This window comes from Paenibacillus castaneae, assembly GCF_002884445.1.
Lineage (GTDB): Bacteria > Bacillota > Bacilli > Paenibacillales > Paenibacillaceae > Pristimantibacillus > Pristimantibacillus castaneae.
In genome coordinates this window covers 3,299,739-3,320,920 of the sequence record NZ_KZ614144.1, presented here as the reverse complement: position 1 = coordinate 3,320,920, position 21,182 = coordinate 3,299,739, and the positions used below count along the sequence as shown (strand labels likewise).

Below are 21,182 nucleotides of genomic sequence, written 5' to 3'. Positions count from 1 at the left end.
TGAGGAGAAAAGAGTATAAGAAGGAGGGTAGGGAGTGGAACAAACAACTTTAGGCAGCCATCTGCAAATCAAGAAAACGGCTAAGCGATACGGAGATAAGCAGGTTCTGCAAGAGGTAGAGCTTGAAGGAAAGCCAGGGGAATTCATTGCTATCGTAGGAAGGAGCGGCTGCGGGAAGAGTACTTTACTTCGATTGGTAGCTGGCCTTGAGAAGGCGTCCGAGGGCGGCATACATATCGATGGCGAGGAAATTCGGTTTATTCACCCTGATACTCGGGTGCTGTTCCAAGATGCTAGGCTGCTCCCTTGGAAAAGTGTACTCGAAAACGTCAGAGTCGGCGTTAAGGACGGAGACATTCGGAAAGCAGAGAAAGCACTCGAACAAGTGGGGCTCAGCAGTCGCGCATCCGAATGGCCAGGCGTGTTATCCGGCGGACAACGCCAACGGGTGGCGCTTGCCCGTGCGTTAGCAGGGAATCCCAAGCTGCTGTTGCTTGACGAGCCGCTTGGTGCGCTGGATGCCTTAACCAGAATCGAAATGCAGCAATTAATAGAGCAGTTATGGACGGAGCAGAGGTTTACTGCACTGCTGGTCACCCATGACGTAGCGGAAGCTGTGCAATTGGCGGATAGGGTTATACTCATCGAGCAGGGGAAGATCGCATTCGACGTTAAGATTACGTTGTCGCGCCCGAGAGAGCATAATAGCGACTTCGCCTATTTTGAGAAATTGATTCTTGACCGCATTCTGATCAAGGAGAAGGCCAAATCGCCTAGCGGAAATATCGGCAAAAATGATAACTATACCATTTAAGGGGAAATGAACATGAAAATAGGAAAAGGCAAGCAAATTGTATTCGCGATTGTTATGGTTTTGGTTGTGCTACAGTTGGCAGGCTGCGGCAACGGCATTTCGAAGGACGTATCATCAAGTATTACGAAGATTAAGCTGGATTATGCTTATTATAATCCGGTAAGCCTTGTGCTGAAGGAGAAAGGCTTCCTGGAGCAGGCTCTTAAAGCAGACGGCATCCAAGGGGAATCGGTACTTAGCGCGGGTAGCAATAAGGCACTGGAGTATCTGAATAGCAAAAGCATAGATTTCGGCTCCACGGCAGGCGCCGCGGCGTTATTAGGCAAAGCGAACGGAAATCTCATCAAGTCGATATACGTTTATTCTACGCCGGAATGGACAGCTCTTGTCACGAAAGCTGATTCTACGATCACCAAGGTTGAGGACTTGAAAGGAAAGAAAATCGCGGTTACTAAGGGAACGGATCCGTATATATTTCTGCTTCGCATTCTGGATCAAGCGGGACTAACCGAAAAAGACGTAGAGCTCGTTCAACTGCAGCACGCGGATGGAAAAGCGGCATTGGAAAAGGGTGAAGTCGATGTTTGGGCGGGATTAGATCCGTTTATGGCGCAGACCGAAGTCGAGCAGGGCTCCAAGCTCGTTATCCGCGACGCTTCCTTGAATACTTACGGGGTGCTTAATGTAAGAGAGTCGTTCGCAAGCGATAACCCGGAGTTGACGAAAAAAGTGATTGAAGCTTATGAACAGGCTCGTAAATGGGCTATCGGCAATGTAGAGGAATTCAAGAAAATCGTAAGCGAGCAATCCAAGCAGACGTTGCCAGTCGTAGAAAAGGTTATCGAGAGAACCGATCTTTCTAATCCTGTTATCGGAGATACACAGAAGAACGCCCTTAACGCGGCGGGGACCGTCTTATTGAAGAGTGGAATTATTCCCGATAATACGGACATTGCCAAAGTCGTAGATGAATTGATCGATTCGCAATACTTCACTAAGATCACACAATAAACGGAGGTAATCGATTTGAAATTCACGGACAGTCGCATTTTTCAAATCGCTTTGGGATTCCTAGTTCCTATACTCCTACTCGGCGCTTGGCAATATGCTTCCGTTACCGGATATGCAGCCCCCAATTTACTTCCGCCGCTTACAAGGATTTACGGCACCTTCACCGATCTGTTGGCATCAGGCGAGCTGGGCGAACATTTATGGATTACTTTGTATCGGGTGTTTGCCGGTTTTGTTGCAGGTTTGGCTGTCGCGTTGGTACTAGGTATTCTAAATGGATACTTTCGGTTTTTCCGTTATTTGCTCGACCCTATGCTTCAGGCGCTCAGAAATATTCCCTCTATGGCATGGGTTCCACTTTTTATTTTGTGGCTGGGTATTTACGAGACGTCGAAGATCACTCTTATTGCCATTGGGGTATTTTTCCCCGTCTATTTGAATTTACTGACAGGCATTATAAGCGTAGATCGCAAGCTGATCGAGGTAGGATGGGTACATGGGTACAGAGGCTTCCGATTGATCTGGCATTTTTTTCTGCCAGCTACGTTGCCTTCCTTGGTCGGCGGCATGAGAAGTGGGCTCAGCATGGGCTGGATGTTCGTCGTGGCAGCTGAAATTATGGGTGCCAGCAAAGGGCTCGGTTTTCTCATGACGGACGGTCAAACAACGGGACGTCCGGCGATTATAATGACAAGCCTAATTCTGTTTGCTATATTCGGCAAGCTAACCGATATGGTGATGGTATGGTTAGGCTCCAAGCTGCTGTATTGGCAAACCGATTTGGTAACAGGGAAACAACAAAGCGCGTAATTGATAAGGGTATTGAAGGGCAACTGAGAGTAGTTGTCCTTTGTTTTGATTTTAGCGATACCAATATTGATTTTGGATAATTCACCGTGGAAAACGATAGATTAATACAAGAGAAACGCCCCCTAATAATTAGTTTTTTAAAATGATCTTGTTATTTTTGGATGCAGAGAGTGAGATGGGACTATCAGATCTAAGATTATAAGAGGAACTGGGGTAATTCAATTTTATTTATAGTATAATGGTTACTTCAATATGGGATTGAAAACAGGGAAAGAGGGAACGGATGCCTACAATACTGGTTGCTGACGACGATGCGAACATTCGAGAACTCGTCTGTTTATTTCTACGCAATGACGGATTCGTGACAGCCGAGGCCGCGGACGGCAAGGAAGCGCTAACCGTATACGCCTCAATGCATGTCGATCTTGTCGTGCTCGATATTATGATGCCGATTATGGATGGTTGGACGTTATGCAAGGAGCTCCGAAGAGCCAATCCTGATCTTCCTTTACTTATGCTAACTGCAAGAGGCGAAACATGGGAGAAAGTGAAAGGTTTCGAACTTGGGACGGACGATTATCTGACAAAACCATTCGATCCGTTGGAGTTGACAGCTCGTGTTAGGTCATTACTGAAACGATACCGGATTGGCTCCACGCAGATGATCCAATTCGGCAACGTCACCCTTGATCGGAAGACCTATAAGGTGATAAGAGGGACAGAGTCACTCACGTTGCCACTCAAGGAGTTCGAATTGCTGTATAAGCTCGCTGGAACACCCGGACAAGTCTATACGCGTGAGCAGTTGATCGATCAGATTTGGGGGATCGATTACGCTGGAGATGATCGAACAATAGACGTACATATTAAACGCCTGCGTGAACGGTTCGCTACTACACCCGATTTTCGTATCGAGACGGTGCGTGGGCTTGGCTACCGGATTGAGATTTACGAATGATCAGTTCCATATATACACGGGTTGTCTTGACATTTCTAGTCTCCGTCATCGGGGGCACGATCATTGCTTTTTTTGTGGCTACTTGGGTATATAAAGATCAATTGAATGAAAATTTGCAAATCACTTTACTTGATTTCGGTCAAGACATCGTCCAAATTTACGAGACATTTCCATTACGTGAAGCGGACTCATTCGTAAGTGGAATGAAGCAGCTCAATTCCTATCATATTCGAATTTACGATGAATCGGGTCAGTTCCAGTCTTACGGAACGCTTAACGGACACAATCCTGCCAAAGTGACAATGGAACAAGTAAAGGAAGTACTAGACGGAGAAAAAGTTGTTCAAGTTAATTCGTATGGTGCTGATCCTATCCTCATAGGGCTTCCGTTGAAAACGAATATGGGAACGAAAGCGATGTTTGTGGAGCAGCGTGCCCCGTCATCCTCCTCATTTCTCATAAAGTGGATTTTTAATTTTTTGATCTATTCGTTGATAGCAGGAAGTATATTGATTCTGGTTGCCGCCATGTTCCTAGTCAGACCGATCAAAAAGCTGACAAATGCAACTCGGCGTATAGCAGCTGGAGATTTCAACGTCAAGCTGAATATTAAGCAAAAGGGTGAGCTAGGTACTTTGGCTCGCAGCTTCGAAGAAATGATGCATGATCTGCAGCAACTTGAACAGATGCGCAGGGAATTTGTGTCGAACGTGTCGCACGAAGTTCAGTCTCCGCTTACCTCGATATCCGGTTATGCTCTAGCGCTCAAGCAGGTAAACATCACAGATAACGAGCGAAGACGTTATCTTGATATTATTATCGCTGAAGCAGATCGGATGTCCAAGCTGAGCGATAGCCTGCTAAAGCTGAGTTTGCTTGAATCGCAATCGCAGCATCTGCGTTTGGTCACGTTCAGCCTTGATGAACAGATCAGACGCGTCATCGTTGCGATCCAGCCCCAATGGTTGGTTCGCAATATCCGTTTCGAGCTCAATTTGCCTACAGTCATCCTTTCGGCGGATCATGATCAATTAAACCAGGTATGGACGAACATAATCGGCAATAGCATCAAATTTTCCAAGGATGGCGGCGTTATTAACGTCAGAATTAAACAAGATATCAAAAACGTGACAGTCCGAATATCCGATACGGGTATTGGTATTACCCTCGAGGCCCAGAAGCGTATATTCGAGCGGTTTTTTAAGGCCGATCGCTCCCACAGTCTTAAGTATGGCGGCAGCGGTATGGGACTCGCCATCGTTAAACAGATCGTATCGCTTCATCAAGGCGAAATCCAAGTGGAAAGTGAGCTGGGCCGAGGAACGACTTTCATTGTCACCTTGCCAATTACAACGCCGGCAGAGTAATTAGATTCATATGTAGGATTGTCTAATCCGCATTCTCCATGCTACGACATTATGTGCAAGATTCCTTGCACATGATGCCATAGCATTTTTTTTTGCTTGTTCATACTCCGTTCATATTGTCGTCACAGGGAGTACATCTTCGTCGTATAAGCTTTCTTAAGTGACACGATAAACAGATGAGGATAGGGGAAGATGCGAGTGAAGCAAGAAGAGGTAATAAAAATGAGGATGGGAATGAGAATGAAAAAAACACTTATCATCTTACTTAAATCACTAGGAGTTATAGCCATTATCATAGGACTATTTCTAGCCATTGTTTTTATTGTGAATATGATAAGCAACAAATCGGAGCAAGGGAAAATAGAAACCTATGGCCAGTTAGTATCTGTAGATGGGAAAAATATGAATGTTATGATTCAAGGTAAAGGCGATGAAACAGTCGTGCTCCTACCTGGTTATGGAACAGCAGCACCAGCACTTGATTTTAAGCCGCTAGTAGATGAACTGTCCCCATTTTACAAGGTAGTCGTGATTGAGCCTTTTGGTTATGGATTAAGTGATGTAACCGAAAAGGTGCGAAGCACAGACAATATTGTAAGTGAAATTCATGAAGCTTTACAGAGTCTTAATATTGACCGATATATTCTAATGGGTCATTCCATTGCAGGCATTTACGGTCTAGATTATGTGAACAAATATGAAAACGAAGTGAGTGCTTTTGTTGGCATCGATAGTAGTGTTCCAACGCAAGGTGGTATGGATACTCAATTTCCAATAAAAACTATTAAACTACTCCAAAAATCAGGCTTCGTCAGATTAATAATGAAACTAAGTCCTGACCCGTATGCTACACTTCCATTTGATGATAAAACAAAAGAACAGATGAGATTTCTCGCTCTCAAAAACATGAATAATACCAGCACCTTAAATGAAATGGTAAATTTTTACCCTAATTTTAAAGCAGCTGAAAAATTATCATTTCCAAAAGATCTTCCACTCATTTTATTTGTACAAGCGAATAATACAGACGTAGATAAATGGATACCACTGCATGAAGAGCAAGTAAAAGATTCCGTACATGGTAAAATGATAAAATTAGAAGGAGAACATTATTTGCATCATACCCAATCAAAAGAAATCGTTGAAAACTTCAGGGCATTTATGGAGGAAATAAAATAAGTGCACTGAAAAGGCACATTCACTATTATACAAATGTAAAAGTGATATTAAAACCGTCCTTTGGACGGTTTTTTTCGCTGTAGTAGCTCGAACATGGATTGTGGAAGTGTAGATTGAGACTGATATGGCACTTTAAGGTGCATCTAATCTCAATGACAATGTAACTAGAAACCGATTATTGAAATTGTCTAAACACAGTTGGAATGCACCTCCAGTTGATGCGTTACCTTTGGGGAAAGAAATTGTAGAACAATATTTGGAGCCACTGGATGAACTACCAGAAATTAAGCCTTTTATCATGTTATATGGAATTATTGACTAACGTATCCGGTCAACTGAAAATGACTATACTTAAGCCCTGTCCGTAATTCAAACGGCAGTAATCAAAATAACCAAATACAAAACAATGATAGCCGTGATCATATGATTATGGCTTTTTTAGTACCATATCAGCAGCAGTCCATACCAACGGGTTAAACCCTTCATACGATATATGGCATCTACCTAATTTATGGAAGAAATGAACATTCATTTAATCATAGGGAGTTGGATATGTGAATTCAATAACGAAGCTTACTGGGCGAGTGATATTTAAGGGGAATCCGGGTTATGAAGCAGCTCGGAAGAATTGGGATCCGCATACCGACAGATTTCCTAAAGTATTTGTTTTTGCTCAAAGAACGATAGATGTAGCAAATGCAATAAAATGGGCCCGCGAAAATAAGGTACCTATTCGGCCAAGAAGCGGAAGGCATGCCTTGGAGACGAACCTTTCTCAGGTCAACGGAGGCATTGTCATCGACGTTAGCGAAATGAAGAAAATCAAGTTAAATAAAAAATGCAGGACTGTTGTGGTTGAGTCAGGTAATCGGGTAGGAAGAGTCGTAGATACACTAGCACGGCAAGGATTTATCGCTCCGTTTGGTGACAGTCCATCGGTTGGGATCGGCGGAATTACACTTGGTGGGGGGATTGGTCCGCTCCAAAGGACGACTGGTCTCATTAGCGATAATTTAATCGGACTAGAAATGGTTGACGCTAAGGGAAGAGTAATCCGGGCAAGTAAAAAACGCAACTCCGATCTCTTGTGGGCTTCCCGCGGTGGCGGTGGCGGCAACTTTGGCGTATATACCAAATATAAATTCAAAGTACTGCGTGCTCCAGCCAAAGCTACCGTATTCAGCATTATCTGGCCATGGGAGCAGTTCGAAAAAGTCGTAAAGAGATGGCAAGTATGGGCTCCTAATGCCAGCACCAAATTGGGCAGCGAATTAAGCGTCGGTCCAAAAAAAGGCGGGAATGTAAGCATGTTGGGGCTGTACCTGGGATCTAAAACGGAAACCATACGTCAATTAGAGCCTATTCTTAGCGTGGGGACGCCTACTCAAAAAACAATCCTGTCTCTACCATACTTGGAAGCCACTAAGTTTTTATTAGCCCCCGATCCAGTTCTTACCCAAAAGTTCAGCAACCAGTTCTCTAGCGGCTTTGGCAGACGTCCATTCCCGGATAAAGCTTATAAAGTGATGCGCGAGTTTCTAGAAAAAGCAGAGGGAGGGACTCCAGCCGGATTCTTCTTCCTTAACTGGGGTGGTGCCATAAGCCGAATCGCACCTAGAGCCACAGCATTCTACTGGCGTAAGGCTCAATTTTATGTCGAATGGAACAGCTCGTGGGTTAAACCATCTCATGCGGCTAAAAATATTGCATTGGCTCGGAATACTAGGAAGAAGCTGCAGCCTTATATCGTTGGCTCCTATATCAACGTACCAGACCAAGGTATTAAATGTTCTGGTCCAGTTTATTATGGCAAGAACTTTCCTAGGTTACGCAGAGTAAAAGCAAAGTATGATCCGACTAATGTGTTTAATAATCCTCAAAGTATTCCGCCGGCTAAATGAAAATATCGTTTAAATGCGAATTAAAGGAGTAAATGAATGAAACTCATTCATTTACTCCTTTTTATTGAAGAACTTATTTTTTTGTTTGGCTTGAAAGGTGGAAATAGTGTTTAAATGTCGGATTACAAGAATATGAGCCGATGTTCCAGCATCTACTTGGGCGGTATTTTCGAATGTATTGTAAAAATAAAGACGGTTATAAGTATTGTGAGTATGGTATCAATTTGAGGAAAAGCAAATAGGATAAGAACAAAGCCCGCTCCGCAGAAGCACCATAGTTTAATGCTAAAAGGCTGCCATATGGCAGCCTTTTTCTCAACTGCGGAAGGCTAATTATCCACCAAATTTATAGACGTTCTAAAAATAAACGGAGAACGCTAGTTCAATACAACAGATTAAAACCTCTCATTAGAAGAAAACCTAGCCCTGGCTACGCTAATTTCTTATGAAGAAACTTACTTAACATCCAAACCCTTTTCTAAATGAAAAGTGTATTCGAAAAATACATTCATCGGCATCCTGTTCCAATATAGCAAAGTTTTGCGCGGTACGTTTCTTATCGATTGCTGTATATAACAGAATTATAATTGGAAATTGGTGGTACAATAATCTTTGCACGATTATCACTACGGGGAGGTCAATACAGTGGTACAAATTGTCCTGCTGGTTCTACTGCTTGTTATCGTTATACTGCCACCGATCATTTTTATCGGTTATATGTATGCCTTATCCAAAAAACCGAAGCATTCCATTATTCGCTCACACCCGTATCTTGGCTGGGTACGTTATTTGCTTGAAAAGTTGGGGCCAGAGTTCCGTCAATATTGGTTTGACAGCGATACGGTAGGGAAGCCGTTCTCGCGGGCCGACTTTGTCGGTCTCGTATATGCTGCGAAATACCGGACGGATCTTATCTCCTTCGGCGGGAGGCGCGATTATGAAAAGCCCGGCTTCTATTTATCTAATGCCATGTTCACGAAATTGACAAGCGAGCTAAGGGTGGATAACGAAACCCTCGTACCAGGAAAGAAATATGTCATTACCGACGAAGGGCTGTTTATAAGGAAGGAAAAATACATAGAAGAACAGGTCAAACTTTGGCTTCTACATGACGATGATGTCATAATAGTCGGCGAAAACTGTAAACACCCATGGCGGCTCAAAGGCATGTTCGGCGCTTCAGCTACTTCCTACGGAGCAGTAGGTGAGCATTACATTCAGTCTACGGGAAGCGGCGCATTCATGGCGGGCGGCTCTTGGATCAATACAGGTGAAGGAGGAGTTGCGAATGTACATCTTGCCACTGGCGTCGATATCGTCTCGCAAATCGGGCCAGGCTTGTTTGGATTTCGTGATGACACTGGCCGTTTCTCCATTGAGGCATTCAAGCACAAAGCTGACATCCCGAACATTAAGGCGTTCGAACTGAAATTTCATCAGGGTGCCAAAATACGCGGCGGGCACCTCGAAGGATCTAAGGTCACCGAAAAAGTCGCTGCAGCTCGTTTAGTGCCTATCGGTAAAACCGTGAATTCGCCAAACCGGTTCGAATTCCTAACCAATCCAGAGGAAGCGCTTCGTTTCATAAGCACCTTGCAAGAAGAAGGCGGCAAACCCGTGGGCATCAAAATCGTTGTCGGCGATCCGAAGCGGCTCGAGCCGTTTTTTCAGTCTATGCTTGAGCTAGAAATTTTCCCGGATTTTATTACCGTAGACGGTTCCGAGGGAGGTTCTGGAGCTATGTTCAAAGCAATGGCAGATGGCATGGGATTGCCGCTCTTTAATGCGTTGCTCATCCTTGACGACATCGCAAGAAAATTCGGTGTGCGCGATCGTTTCAAAATCTTCGCTTCTGGCAAGCTCATTACGCCTGACAAAGTGGCAATCGCCCTGGCACTTGGCGCGGACTGCGTCAACTCTGCACGCGGCTTTATGATGGCCAACGGCTGCATCATGGCTCTGCAATGTCATACGGGCAAGTGCCCAACAGGGATTACGACTACGGATTCTAAGTATCAAGAGGCACTGGCGCCCGAAGAGAAACAGTGGCGTGTAATGAACTATATTCTTCAGATGAGGGAAGGCTTGTTTTCGCTGGCTGCCGCCTGCGGTTTAGAGAGTCCCCGCGAATTAAGACGAGAACATGTGGTGTTTTCGAACGAAAGCGGACAAAGCTTCCGAATCGTGGATTTGTTTCCTTATCCAGTATCGAAGTAAATATACGTTCTTGGCAATATAAATAACCATTAAAGCTGTCGATGCATATGTGGCAAACTCGTATAATGAAAATCCTATTGCAGTAGAACCAAATCAGGAAATGCGAAAAGCTTGTGTACAAATACTTGGACATGAATCTAACTTTCGTGCTGTGGCAGGTTCAGCAGAATCAACATGTTTACGTGCCTGAACATCCCAACTACGGACCTATGATGGGCGAATTAAAAAGTTATTTAACCGATATGAGAAGAACGGTAAAGTATCTTATATATATGAAACAGAGTGATATTGGGGAGAAATTTAATTTTCAAGTAACGGGGAACGATGTAATCACTTGAAAATAACGAGTTAATTAATATGATATGTGAATGAAAGACAAGAAAATGTTCAATCTTCTTGTCTTTTTTTAATACTCGAGTGAGGAGGAGGGGCATCGTCATACTGTTGGTCTTAAATCGGATGGCGCGGAATCCAACTGCCCGGCAATCAGTTTTGGGGGATCCTTAAACGTGATTACAACACGGTATTACGAAGAGCCAATAAATCATTAATCGAAGACCACACTTCAAAAACACTGCCAACTAGCTAATGAGGCTTTAAACTGACGAGCAGTTAGTTCAGTTATAATCGATTTATGCTATTCCATTTTATACTAATTATCAGTATGATATTACTAAAAGTGGCAATGTAATTTGGATTGTATGGAAATGCAAACCAAAGATATAACAGGGGAGATATTATGAGCGAAAATAACTTTCTGAATGATGTAGCTTTTAAAAAAATTAAAAAAGAAATCTTAAATAGCTATAATGTAAAAGACGATATAACAAAACCAAAAGTAATTTTTAAAGAAATTGATATAGAAAACGACAAAGAGAGAATGTACGATTCATCTTCTGATACATACATTCCATTGAAATATATCCAATTTGCAGACGGTGAAATTGTAATTTCAGCCATATCTGACTATATAGATTTTGCAAAGGGTTATTATCAATTATTTTCTGAAAATCTCTTCAGTGAAAAAGCTTTTGATTACCTATTTGATTTTTTAAGTGTAAAAGTCAAAGATTTTAAACTAATCCCTTATACAGGGAATCAGGCAAAAGAAAAATATTTATCTATATTTGGGTTAAGTGATAAAGCTGATATAACATACTATAACATTCAACATTCGACAATTCAGTTCAATTCCAATACATCAAATAAGAATATAACCCATTCATATGAAGAATTAACGCCAGATAGAGTTTATTACGGTACTTTACTCGGAAACAAAATTGTTTCAATTGTAGGATGTAATAACGCGATTCAACCGTTACTATCTCCTACTGTTGTGGACATTGGTCTAGAAACACATGAGGATTACAGACAAAATGGCTACGCTCTTTCAAATGTTGCTGCAATGTCGAATTATCTAGTCAGTGAGGGACATGTTGTTAAATATTGTTGTAATAACAAGAATACAAATTCAATTAAAACAGCTATATCGAGCGGGTTTAAAGTAGTTGCAAATGAAAAGACATTTTGGTGCGTAAACCCGAGATGATTAAGCTAACAGGGAACGATAGCTCAAGATTGCTCAATGAACATAAGAAACGCTATGATACCTTCAAACTAAGTAACTAGATTTCAACTTCCAACGGATGGATGTGGAAGGAATCGTCGATATGATTTTTACAGGCATACAGTCAAAGGAGAGATGAATGAAATGGTCATCCTGAAATCGAGATCAGAAATTGAAGAAATGAGAAAAGCCGGCTGAATTGTCGCTGCTTTTCATCAAGCAATCGCAGGTATGATCCAGCCGGGTGTTACGACGCTCGATATCGAGTCGTTCGCGGTGCGGTTCCTAGAGGAGAATGGCGCCAAGGCTTGAGCGGTGATATCCTCTTCATGATTTTAAACAAAAAATAGGCCAAATAAAAATAATCGCAGAGTACCGGCGGTCATGCTGGTACTCTGCGACTGTTTGGCGCATATCGGATCGAGAAACTTAGTTCATTGGGCTTCCTCGTCGGCCGAGGGAACGTAGATGCCCGGCACCGGATCTCGAGAAGTCGCAAGTATACCTGATAACGATCTCCAGGAATCCTAAACGGGACACGATAGTTTAACAAAACAAGGAGTAGATTTGCCATGGCAGCTGCTCTTTATTTATTATGTTAACTGGTAGATTACGTTAACAAAAAAATAAACCGGCACAAGTATGTGCCGATTAACCAATTGCCATTATGCAAAAAGGATACCCTAAAAAAACCATGGATACAGGATAGGCGCAAAACGATAAGGGATGAAGGGAGAAGACCTTCATGATTACGCTCAGAAAAATAACACTGGAAAACCTTCGCGCCATATATAACTTGGAAGTATCAGAAGAACAACGGAGCTTCATTGCGTCCCTAAAGCGAAAGGAAGGGTAACCATGATTATGACACAAGAAGAAATGCTGTTCATTGTGCAATCACAACTTGCAATTGACTTGAATTGCTCTATCAATGACCTGAACGGCGAGAGGGACAGCATTATCTTTGTTGAAGCTAAAGAAAATCCTGGACGCAGGCCATTTCCAAGGAAGGCGCGTTATTTCGAAATTGTGTTTATGGGGAAATCAATTGTAGTATCGGCTACATCCGAACGGTTGTTAATTGCCAAAACACAGATGCAGGGCAAAGACAGGGATAGCGTATTCTCCTTGCCATTTATCAGAGGTCTTTACTTGCATTTTCTACCTGATGTAAAAAAAATAAAGCCAATGACACCACCGAAATTATTTTCATTTGAACTGATTAAGCGAGATGAAGTGGTTAGTTTAACGGATGTCACAAGATTCAATGAAGCGATTATTTATGATACGAATCTTCCCTGGCAGACTGATCTAGCTGTGCTTGCAAAGCAAAACGGGGAAATTGTTGGTGTGGCAGGAGCAAGCAAAACGTGTGCAAAACTGTGGCAAATTGGCATAGAAGTATTACCCGAATATCGTAATTTGGGATTGGCTAGTTATCTTGTAAACAAGTTAACTTTGGAAATATTGGAACGTGGAGATATACCGAGTTATGACGTAATCGCCAGTAACATTGCTTCACAGAGAGTAGCTCAACGATTAGGGTATTTTCCCGCATGGGTGTCTGATTGGCGATGCAATTTTGAAGGACTTGAACAGTAATTGTATATATCATGACGCTTCAACTAATAGGTATGATGATTTAACAAAATGTGGAATTATAAATAGAAATACTGAATATTGAACCCTAGGGTGAAAAGAGGAAATACGAATGATAACTATTCAAATTGTCGGCTATGATAATAAATCGACTTTAAGAAATCTCCTAGAGCTCTATAGATATGATTTTAGTGAATTTGACCCTGAAGATGTAAATGAAAACGGCTTATATGATTATATGTATTTGGATCATTATTGGACAGATGAAGGCAGATATCCATTTTTTATTCGTGTGGATGGAAAACTGGCTGGTTTTGCTCTAGTGAGGATGATTGGGACAAATGAACATAGCCAGCCAATTTATTCGGTCGCTGAGTTCTTCATAATGAAAAAATATAGAAAACGTGGAATAGGTATAATCGCTTCTTATGAAATATTCAATCAATTCAGAGGTATTTGGAAAGTTGCTCAAATAGAGAATAATATACCAGCTCAAATATTTTGGAGAAAGGCAATTGAAAGATATACAAGTAACAACTTCCAGGAAGTTAGAGAAGACGAGTGGGATGGTCCTATTCAAACATTTTCAAACGCAACTCACTAGACTAACGGAGAACTGTGCTTTAACAATCACTATAACGTGGTTGCTGTCATAAAACGACCAGTTTTAAGGATATAAGTTCTTGTCATCCGACAAGAGAGGTTGGGCGTCGGATGACAAGAATATGAGCCGATAAAGGAGCAATGGGCTATACGGTTGAACAAAATGAAATGAAGGAACTAAGTCTCCATAAACTTTTATGTATAGTTTAGGCGTCGTTCAATTTCTTCAGCAATTTTCAAGCCATGGAATCGTCCATCTTCAATATAAACACGATTTGTAGTGCCTCCAGTTACCACACCTGCAAGAAAAGCGTTATCAACGTTCGTTTCATATGTTTCTGGATTAAAGGTTGGCACCAAGGTAGAAGAATCAATCTCAATCCCAATGCTTTGAAGCATTGTTGTATCGGGTTGATATCCAATCAGAGAAAATACAAAGTCATTTGGAATCGTGACCAACCCTTCTGGTGTATCTAAACAAACAGTAGTATCATTTATCTCTTCAACACTGGAATTGGGATAAAACTTGATCTTTTCCTTTTCGATAAAATTTCGTATATCTAAAAGCAAAGAAGGTTTAATTCCTTTGTAAACAGTGTCTCCACGATGGACAAGTGATACGCGTGCCCCGTTACGATAAAGATCGATAGCTGCTTCGATAGCAGAGTTCTTGCCACCTACCACGGTTACTTCTTGTCCATGAAAGAAATGACCCTCTTTATAATAATGCATAACCTTCGACATGTTTTCCCCTTCAACGCCGATCCTCTTCGGGTGATCGAAGATCCCTGTAGCTATAACAATCATACGAGCTTGGTAGGGAATTGTTGTTCCTATACGATCTACGGCATACACTGTAAAAGAATCTGTATCCTTCGAAATATGATTAACCTTTTGGAAGCATTTAATATGAATAGCTTGTCGTTCAGTAACAAGACGATAATATTTTAATAGCTCCGTTCGTGTAGGTCTTGCTTCTTGTGATAGGAAGGGGATATTACCAATTTCTAGACGGTCTGAAGTACTATAGAAGCGCATATCTAATGGGCAATTAACAATTGAATTCACAATCGCTTCCTTCTCAACTATTACATAACTAATTCCTTTTTCTTGAAGCGCAAGGCTGGTAGCTAGGCCACAAGGCCCTCCACCTATAATGACAACATCATACATATGATTAATCTCCTTAATCTTGGTTGCAGTTTGCTGTTTTAACCACAAATATTAATTATTGTACAATAGTTTATCTCATAATCAATAAATTATCAAAAATCCAAAAATCGCATTTAATTATTTTATAATAAAGTTGATAAATTTTTAAGAATTATTAGAGCTACCAAACTGATAAATCATGTTATTTTTCCGGTAATAGTAAAAAGTTTTTAGATGTGAGACGGTCAGCCATTAAAGATCAATCACAGTATAAGCGGAAAAGAGGAGCATATTTAATGAATATTTAGATCTTGTTGTTCAATACGCTCATTTAGGTACAGGCCTGTTGCTAAAAATGATATATCTCTCAGACAGATTCCAATGATTGCAATACTTTACATTGAGGAACATTTTGTTTTCTCGCGAAGGCTCTCTTATTCGTGAAATTTGTTCAGTTTGATAAGGGACGATAGATAACGCTTTCCAGTATTGCTAACGGGCAGAATAGTTGAAACACCGCAACCTTCATGTGGGTCTTTACGTCTCATATCTAAATGGAAAATGATGGGGGTAATTTCGGTTAAGAAAATTATTGTTTTATTTGCATATTTTTGTCTCGCGTTCCTGATTGGTTGCGGTAAAGAAACAACTGAGCAAAATAATGTTAAACATATTGAATACCTTAAGTCGTTTGGTTGGCATATTGAGGAAAAAATTAGCGAAAGAACGCAAGATACAAAAAACTTTCTACCTGCAACAAACGCAGGTATTGATTTGAAGCCTTATAAAGAAATTTATATTACAACCTACTTGCTGAAAGAAAAACAAAAAACAGGAAAGAAAATATACGCTTCCATTTATCAAATTAATGAAGATATTATTGGAGGAAACGGACATTTAGAGACTTGGGAGCCTGGAGATTTCTCTTTGAAGGATAAAGAAAGATTAATCAACGAAGGAAAAATAAATAAATAGCGTGTTCTCCTTTATTACGCTAACGGGACACATTAGTTTAACGCATCGTGGAGCATTTTTCCCAGCGCCAACTACTACGCAAAGCTCATAAGGGTAGGGATGAGAAGTGGAGTTTACGGAATTGATTGCAATGAAGAAGTCACGAAAAACACCTGAAGAAGGCGATATATTTGTTATCCAACCCAAGGGGGTCATTATTTCTTTGGTAAAGTAATTATGACGAATATCCAAGGAAACAATATAAACTTTCAGGGTATGAATTTAATTTATGTGTATAACTATTCATCCGTAAATAAGGAAGTCCCTGCTAACTTTGATTCATGGTGACCTAAAAGGTGCAATTCGTTAGTTATTCAACATTACGCTAAAGAATAACGTTAGTTTAACAGTGCAAGGAGCAGATACTACAGTAACTGCTCCTTGTTTTTATTAAGCTAACTGGCAGATTAGTTGAATCGTGAGTTATTCTTACATGAGACGTACAACAGAAAAATAGGAGTGCGTATGAACGAAATCTAAATGTCCTGTTTCGTCCCTGACGCGTAAATAAGACACCTATTATGGTGTCTCGTGATATTCGGCAGCCGTAATTTTCTATGGAGTGAAAGACTCATTTCTCACCCAAGCTCCACCTTCATCCGTACTCCGGTAAAACATCGTAGCGCAGCGGAGTGCTCCTCGTGCCGCTTCTTCAACAGATGAATATCTATTTTCCAATGGATCGTGAGGATCGGTTTTATCCGCGTCTTTATAGTAATGGCTTAGCTCATAAAAATAATGGTCGTTCTGATTTCTGAGGATATCAATTTCAATTTCTTTACCATCGATTATAACCTTTAATGTTCGGACAATCTCGTGAACGGCTTGGATATCGGCGTGAAGATTTCCGAGTTCAGACAAATTCAACATCATGAGTGTCCTCCCAATAGCTTCCTTCACCAATTAATCTTTACATACGCTGTTGAGTGACTGCAACACATCGATAATTCCTTTTAAATCACATGTATGGAAAGTGTCATTGATTTCACGATTTTCCTCCGTAATTGAATATACATGGATCTCAGCGCAGCCATCCCATCTAATATTTACATCAAAACGCTTATCTTCTGTTTCGAGTTCTAGCGCTGCAATTCCGCCGTCTGCATCTCTTTTATGTTCGGTCTTAATAATCCACATTCTAATACACCACCTTGGGCATATGATACCCAAAAGTAGAACATTTATTGCTGTCGCAACAGTATTTGGAACCCATTTTGCAATTAAATAAGGAGACAATAACAGTAACCAAGGAGCTATAAAGATGAACATAATAGATGGAATGGATGCGGCGAGGTTTAAATCAGCGAATCCTAATTACAAGTCAGAATAGAAGTTAATGAAGAAAGAAAAAAAGATGTCGATGGTTTTAAGAAATCTAAATAATAAATAAGCTTAAGTGAAATTTGGGATCAAGTTCCATATCACAAGAACTTGGTCCCATAACACAAAAATCATCATCCTTTTTCACATTCATCGTACATTTATTCGGTTTCTATATCAGGTAAATCATCAAAGACGTTCGACTTCGGCACCTGGATCATATCTTTTTTTTGCTGAACCCAATACCCGATATTGCGGTACCAATCCTGAAAAGAGTCGTCCAATTGCTGTTCCCGATTGCGGTCCTCATTAACGTCGGAATCAACTTCCGTCTCCTCCCTAAGAACCCCATAAACATCCTTATTAACCCCGTCTTTCCGGTCTTCGGTATCATTAAATGTATCCATGTTGATTTAGCCTCCTAAAATCTCATACCCCTATTCATTCAACTATGAGAAAAAAATAGCCGTATAACCGTCAGGACGATCTCCAGCCATTTTTAACTACCCTACATCTATTATGCTTATGCTAACGGGGAACGATAGTCCAATTAAAAAGCAGAAGGCTATTGGCATCCAGGTGGGGAAGTGTGTATTTGTCAGCAGATTGTTATAACCAAGCTGCCGATAGATCGGCAGCCTGCAGTTCACTAAACCCCTCGTTCTTTACTATCGATAATCTTATCTAACGAGGTATGTGGATCACTGTTTGCCACTTTAGCAATTTCGCGATCCGTTTCACTTCCACCTTGGATGGTATCCGTTGCATTTGTCTGCTGCTTCAATTGCTCTTCAACTTGTCCTATCCCATGCGCCCCTTGATGATTCCGGCTTGTAGGCATAATTATCACCTCCGTTAACATTTTTGGAAATTCCTAACTTATTTTTTGTTGGTCGAACCCGGGACTGCAGAATCGTGATTGTTTCCGGGATTTTTTTTGCCCACCAAACCTTCGCAGCAAATATCTACCATAAAAAGTATGTCCCGTTGGTTAATCAGTAATCCGAGAACGTAGGAACAGATTCATCCAGACGTACTTCTCGTTCTAGTAACATCAACTATCGGATAGGATAATTCATTATCATGAGGGCTGCCAGTCATGCAGCCCTCGTTCTCTAACGGGAAGAATATTTTATAAACCCCTTTGCTCTGGGGTGCTTTGTTGATACTTTTCCCAAAAAAGAACCCGGTCATGTAGACCAAGTTTGGTGATGCTTTCATAATATTTAACTGGGCATGTCAGCTTTACTTCGAATTATTTTGTACTTTAGATCTTCCTTGATCGTTCGGGTCGTTTGATCGTGATGGGCTTTGCTTTGGGTTGTTTTTAGCGGGTTTGGTTTTAGTGCTCATTTTATAGTTCACCTCCTCTATAATCCATAAAGAGTATTTCTCCAAACCGTTATCCTTATTAGAATATTAGGTGCTAAATTAATGGAGATTATAGCTTAACAATCACCAGGACGAGGCTGCCGACATGAGACGGCAGCCTCGTTGAGCTAACGGGCAGGAGTGTTTAATCATTTGACGAATATTCATGCAAGGAAGATGTAAAAGATGTAACGACGTATTCTAAGGATGAGGTTTGAAGACGAGAGTAAAGAAGTTCTATCCACGAGAGAGGGGAATGCTTATTGCTGCAGAGATACATTAGATCGGACCAGGATCAATTGGAAGACTTCATGAAAACTATGTATGTTTCCAGAGGATATGTCTTTGATCCTGAAGGGCCGCATTCAGATATTAGAAGTATTGAACTGCTATATTTTGAGACAGGAGGCGGATTCTGGTTATTGAAGAAAGAACAGAGCGTTATTGGGACTATTGGTTTAAAGGGTATTGATTCTGAAAACAGAATTGGTGAAATTAAGAGGTTCTTCGTCTTACCTGAATATCAAGATAAGGGTTACGGTAAAAGCATGATGAGCCAAATAATAGAATATGCAAGACAAGCTGGATTAATAAAGCTGAGATTGGACACTGAGAAACAATCTTATAAAGCGATGTCAGTGTTTCGAAGTTTTGGCTTTTATGAGATACCAAAATACAATGATAATGATATTGCTGAAATATTTATGGAATTATCCATTGTGTCATAACGAATCTGAATTCAAGATAGAAGGAGAAGTACTTACAAAAGATAATAGCACTGAAACAGTACAGATTACCTTTCGGGCTGAAGTAGAAGAAGGGTATAAAGCCGATGGTATGAGCGTTATTTCTAAGCAATCAAGCGAATGAGGTTGGGCCAAAATGTTAAGTTAATGGGGAACTTGAGTTGAAAGATACACATTGATGAGCAAGCGCTACTGTAGTCTGCTCATTTCATTAGCTAACTGGCAGAATAGTGAAGGATTCGGATAATAATTGTCAAATGTTTTACTTAATCTTTTATTTTAGAAAGGAAACCGAATTAATGAGATTGGTCTGTTTTGGGGACAGCATAACTGGAAGGACAGAAGGTCATGAGCACCCCTTATTAACAATAAAACTTAAAGCTAAACTTAGCGAAGAATGGGAGGTCATCAACGCTGGCGTAGCTGGCAAGTTGTGAGAATTGAGAAAGAAATCTTAATTCATAATCCAATGATGCTGCATTTCACAAAATGGTTCAACTACATGATTATAAAAGGAGTCTCACCGATAGTGTGACAACCCTTTCTCCTATGAGGGTGATACTCATTAGCCCTGCGCCAGTTGACGAGAGGTTACAACGTGCTCGAACTAACTTCGTACTTAAGCAATAATCAGAGGTCGTTAGAGAAGTGAGTGTATCAACAGGCAGTCATTTTATAGATTTATTCTCAAATATGATTGATCTTCATATTTTGACCGAAATAATAAGAGGTCAAAGAAACGAGGGACTTCATTTCGGCGAACTAGGATATGATTATTTGTCCGATGAGATAAGTAGTAAAATTCTGAGTTTGTGAGGCAGAGTGGTTTATGTAGAGACTTTTTTGCGTCTGGTTCAGTCCCATAAATTTCTTCATTGACAACTTCGTTCCGCTGAAATGTTATCTGCAAAGAGCAAACTAGGACAATATTCTAAGAAAATGTAAGTATTTAAGAGAATAGTGATTATCCATAGAGGGAGTTTAGTTATAAATGTTTATTACCTTCTATATCGTTTGTGAGATGCTATAATTGTAAAAATATAAGTAGATGAGTGGGTATAACTAATGTAAAATAAATTCCCTGTATTTATCGTAACAGGCGCAAATGGATCGGGAAACATTTGTCGTTCAAGAATCACGCGAAATAATGCTAAAATTCGATGTTTTTGACTCTGATAATATTGTTGAGTTTATCGGACGTGACTTGGGATATTGAAAAATGTGTGGATTTTCCTTATTTAAGCATGTTTATTACCTAAGCCTACACTGTAATGAAGAAACTCGTGAGCAACGCTTACGCGAATGAAATTGGTCTGAGGAAATGATTCAGGACCACAAAAACTTTGCAAGGGCATTGCTTGATATTGCCGATAGAGACTTTAATCAACCTATGTCTACTATTGATACAACGGATACTGATGTAACCTTAGTTGCATCTCAAATAAAAGAGTGGATTCTCCGATACGTTTGAAGGGTAACGACGAGGCTGCCAGCATAGAACGGCATCCTCGTTGAGCTAACGGGCAGGATAGTTTAATCAGTATCCGATTTAA

The 21,182-nt window shown here is 40.8% G+C and carries 18 protein-coding genes; 13 read left to right on the top strand and 5 right to left on the bottom strand.

Annotation, left to right across the window (positions count from 1 at the left end; all coding sequences use genetic code 11):
* Positions 1-34 precede the first annotated feature (34 nt).
* From CEF13_RS14910 to CEF13_RS14845, 11 genes are all read left to right on the top strand, one after another.
* Entirely contained in the window at positions 35-814 is a 780-nt protein-coding gene (locus tag CEF13_RS14910; RefSeq protein ID WP_102711538.1) for an ATP-binding cassette domain-containing protein, read from the top strand.
* A gap of 12 nt (positions 815-826) precedes the next feature.
* A complete protein-coding gene (locus CEF13_RS14905; RefSeq protein ID WP_243864874.1) occupies positions 827-1,825 on the top strand; it encodes an aliphatic sulfonate ABC transporter substrate-binding protein in 999 nt (332 codons plus the stop codon).
* 15 nt (positions 1,826-1,840) lie between these two features.
* Positions 1,841-2,635 (top strand): ABC transporter permease, encoded by a 795-nt coding sequence (locus tag CEF13_RS14900; protein WP_102711536.1) that lies wholly within the window; start codon positions 1,841-1,843, stop codon positions 2,633-2,635.
* A gap of 283 nt (positions 2,636-2,918) precedes the next feature.
* Positions 2,919-3,593 carry a response regulator transcription factor gene (locus tag CEF13_RS14895; RefSeq protein ID WP_102711534.1) on the top strand — a complete coding sequence of 225 codons (675 nt, stop codon included), beginning with the start codon at positions 2,919-2,921 and terminating at the stop codon, positions 3,591-3,593.
* On the top strand, positions 3,590-4,960 hold the full coding sequence (locus tag CEF13_RS14890; RefSeq protein WP_102711532.1) for a sensor histidine kinase: 1,371 nt from the start codon (positions 3,590-3,592) through the stop codon (positions 4,958-4,960). Before CEF13_RS14895 ends, CEF13_RS14890 begins: the two co-directional genes overlap by 4 nt.
* A 198-nt stretch (positions 4,961-5,158) precedes the next feature.
* Complete coding sequence (locus CEF13_RS14885) at positions 5,159-6,139, top strand: alpha/beta hydrolase (protein WP_424991995.1); 981 nt, start codon at positions 5,159-5,161, stop codon at positions 6,137-6,139.
* A gap of 554 nt (positions 6,140-6,693) precedes the next feature.
* Positions 6,694-8,040: an FAD-binding oxidoreductase gene (locus CEF13_RS14880; protein WP_102711528.1), complete on the top strand. Its 1,347-nt coding sequence runs from the start codon at positions 6,694-6,696 to the stop codon at positions 8,038-8,040.
* Positions 8,041-8,685: 645 nt separating this feature from the next.
* Positions 8,686-10,257, top strand: coding sequence for an FMN-binding glutamate synthase family protein (locus CEF13_RS14875; RefSeq protein WP_102711526.1), 1,572 nt, complete (start codon positions 8,686-8,688; stop codon positions 10,255-10,257).
* Between the two features lie 739 nt (positions 10,258-10,996).
* On the top strand, positions 10,997-11,806 hold the full coding sequence (locus tag CEF13_RS14865; protein WP_102711522.1) for a GNAT family N-acetyltransferase: 810 nt from the start codon (positions 10,997-10,999) through the stop codon (positions 11,804-11,806).
* Between the two features lie 876 nt (positions 11,807-12,682).
* Positions 12,683-13,426, top strand: a complete 744-nt coding sequence (locus CEF13_RS14850) for a GNAT family N-acetyltransferase (protein WP_208414791.1) — start codon at positions 12,683-12,685, stop codon at positions 13,424-13,426.
* A gap of 109 nt (positions 13,427-13,535) precedes the next feature.
* The gene (locus CEF13_RS14845) at positions 13,536-14,027 is read left to right on the top strand and encodes a GNAT family N-acetyltransferase (protein ID WP_102711520.1); all 492 of its coding nucleotides are present in this window, start codon (positions 13,536-13,538) and stop codon (positions 14,025-14,027) included.
* A gap of 194 nt (positions 14,028-14,221) precedes the next feature.
* On the opposite strand, the gene CEF13_RS14840 is transcribed toward CEF13_RS14845, so the two are convergent.
* Positions 14,222-15,199 (bottom strand): YpdA family putative bacillithiol disulfide reductase, encoded by a 978-nt coding sequence (locus CEF13_RS14840; protein ID WP_102711518.1) that lies wholly within the window; start codon positions 15,197-15,199, stop codon positions 14,222-14,224.
* Positions 15,200-15,742: 543 nt separating this feature from the next.
* Here CEF13_RS14840 and CEF13_RS14835 point away from each other — a divergent pair.
* A complete protein-coding gene (locus tag CEF13_RS14835; protein ID WP_102711516.1) occupies positions 15,743-16,153 on the top strand; it encodes a DUF4830 domain-containing protein in 411 nt (136 codons plus the stop codon).
* 594 nt (positions 16,154-16,747) lie between these two features.
* Here the strand turns inward: CEF13_RS14835 and CEF13_RS14830 are convergent.
* From CEF13_RS14830 to CEF13_RS14815, 4 genes are all read right to left on the bottom strand, one after another.
* Positions 16,748-17,065 (bottom strand): hypothetical protein, encoded by a 318-nt coding sequence (locus tag CEF13_RS14830; RefSeq protein ID WP_243864875.1) that lies wholly within the window; start codon positions 17,063-17,065, stop codon positions 16,748-16,750.
* A 30-nt stretch (positions 17,066-17,095) separates the two neighbouring features.
* Positions 17,096-17,329, bottom strand: coding sequence for a hypothetical protein (locus CEF13_RS14825; RefSeq protein WP_102711512.1), 234 nt, complete (start codon positions 17,327-17,329; stop codon positions 17,096-17,098).
* A 344-nt stretch (positions 17,330-17,673) separates the two neighbouring features.
* Entirely contained in the window at positions 17,674-17,919 is a 246-nt protein-coding gene (locus CEF13_RS14820) for a hypothetical protein (protein WP_102711510.1), read from the bottom strand.
* A gap of 242 nt (positions 17,920-18,161) precedes the next feature.
* Positions 18,162-18,353: a hypothetical protein gene (locus CEF13_RS14815; RefSeq protein WP_102711508.1), complete on the bottom strand. Its 192-nt coding sequence runs from the start codon at positions 18,351-18,353 to the stop codon at positions 18,162-18,164.
* 793 nt (positions 18,354-19,146) lie between these two features.
* Between CEF13_RS14815 and CEF13_RS14810 the strand changes: the two genes are divergently transcribed.
* Positions 19,147-19,611 (top strand): GNAT family N-acetyltransferase, encoded by a 465-nt coding sequence (locus CEF13_RS14810; RefSeq protein WP_166742957.1) that lies wholly within the window; start codon positions 19,147-19,149, stop codon positions 19,609-19,611.
* Positions 19,612-21,182: the final 1,571 nt, after the last annotated feature.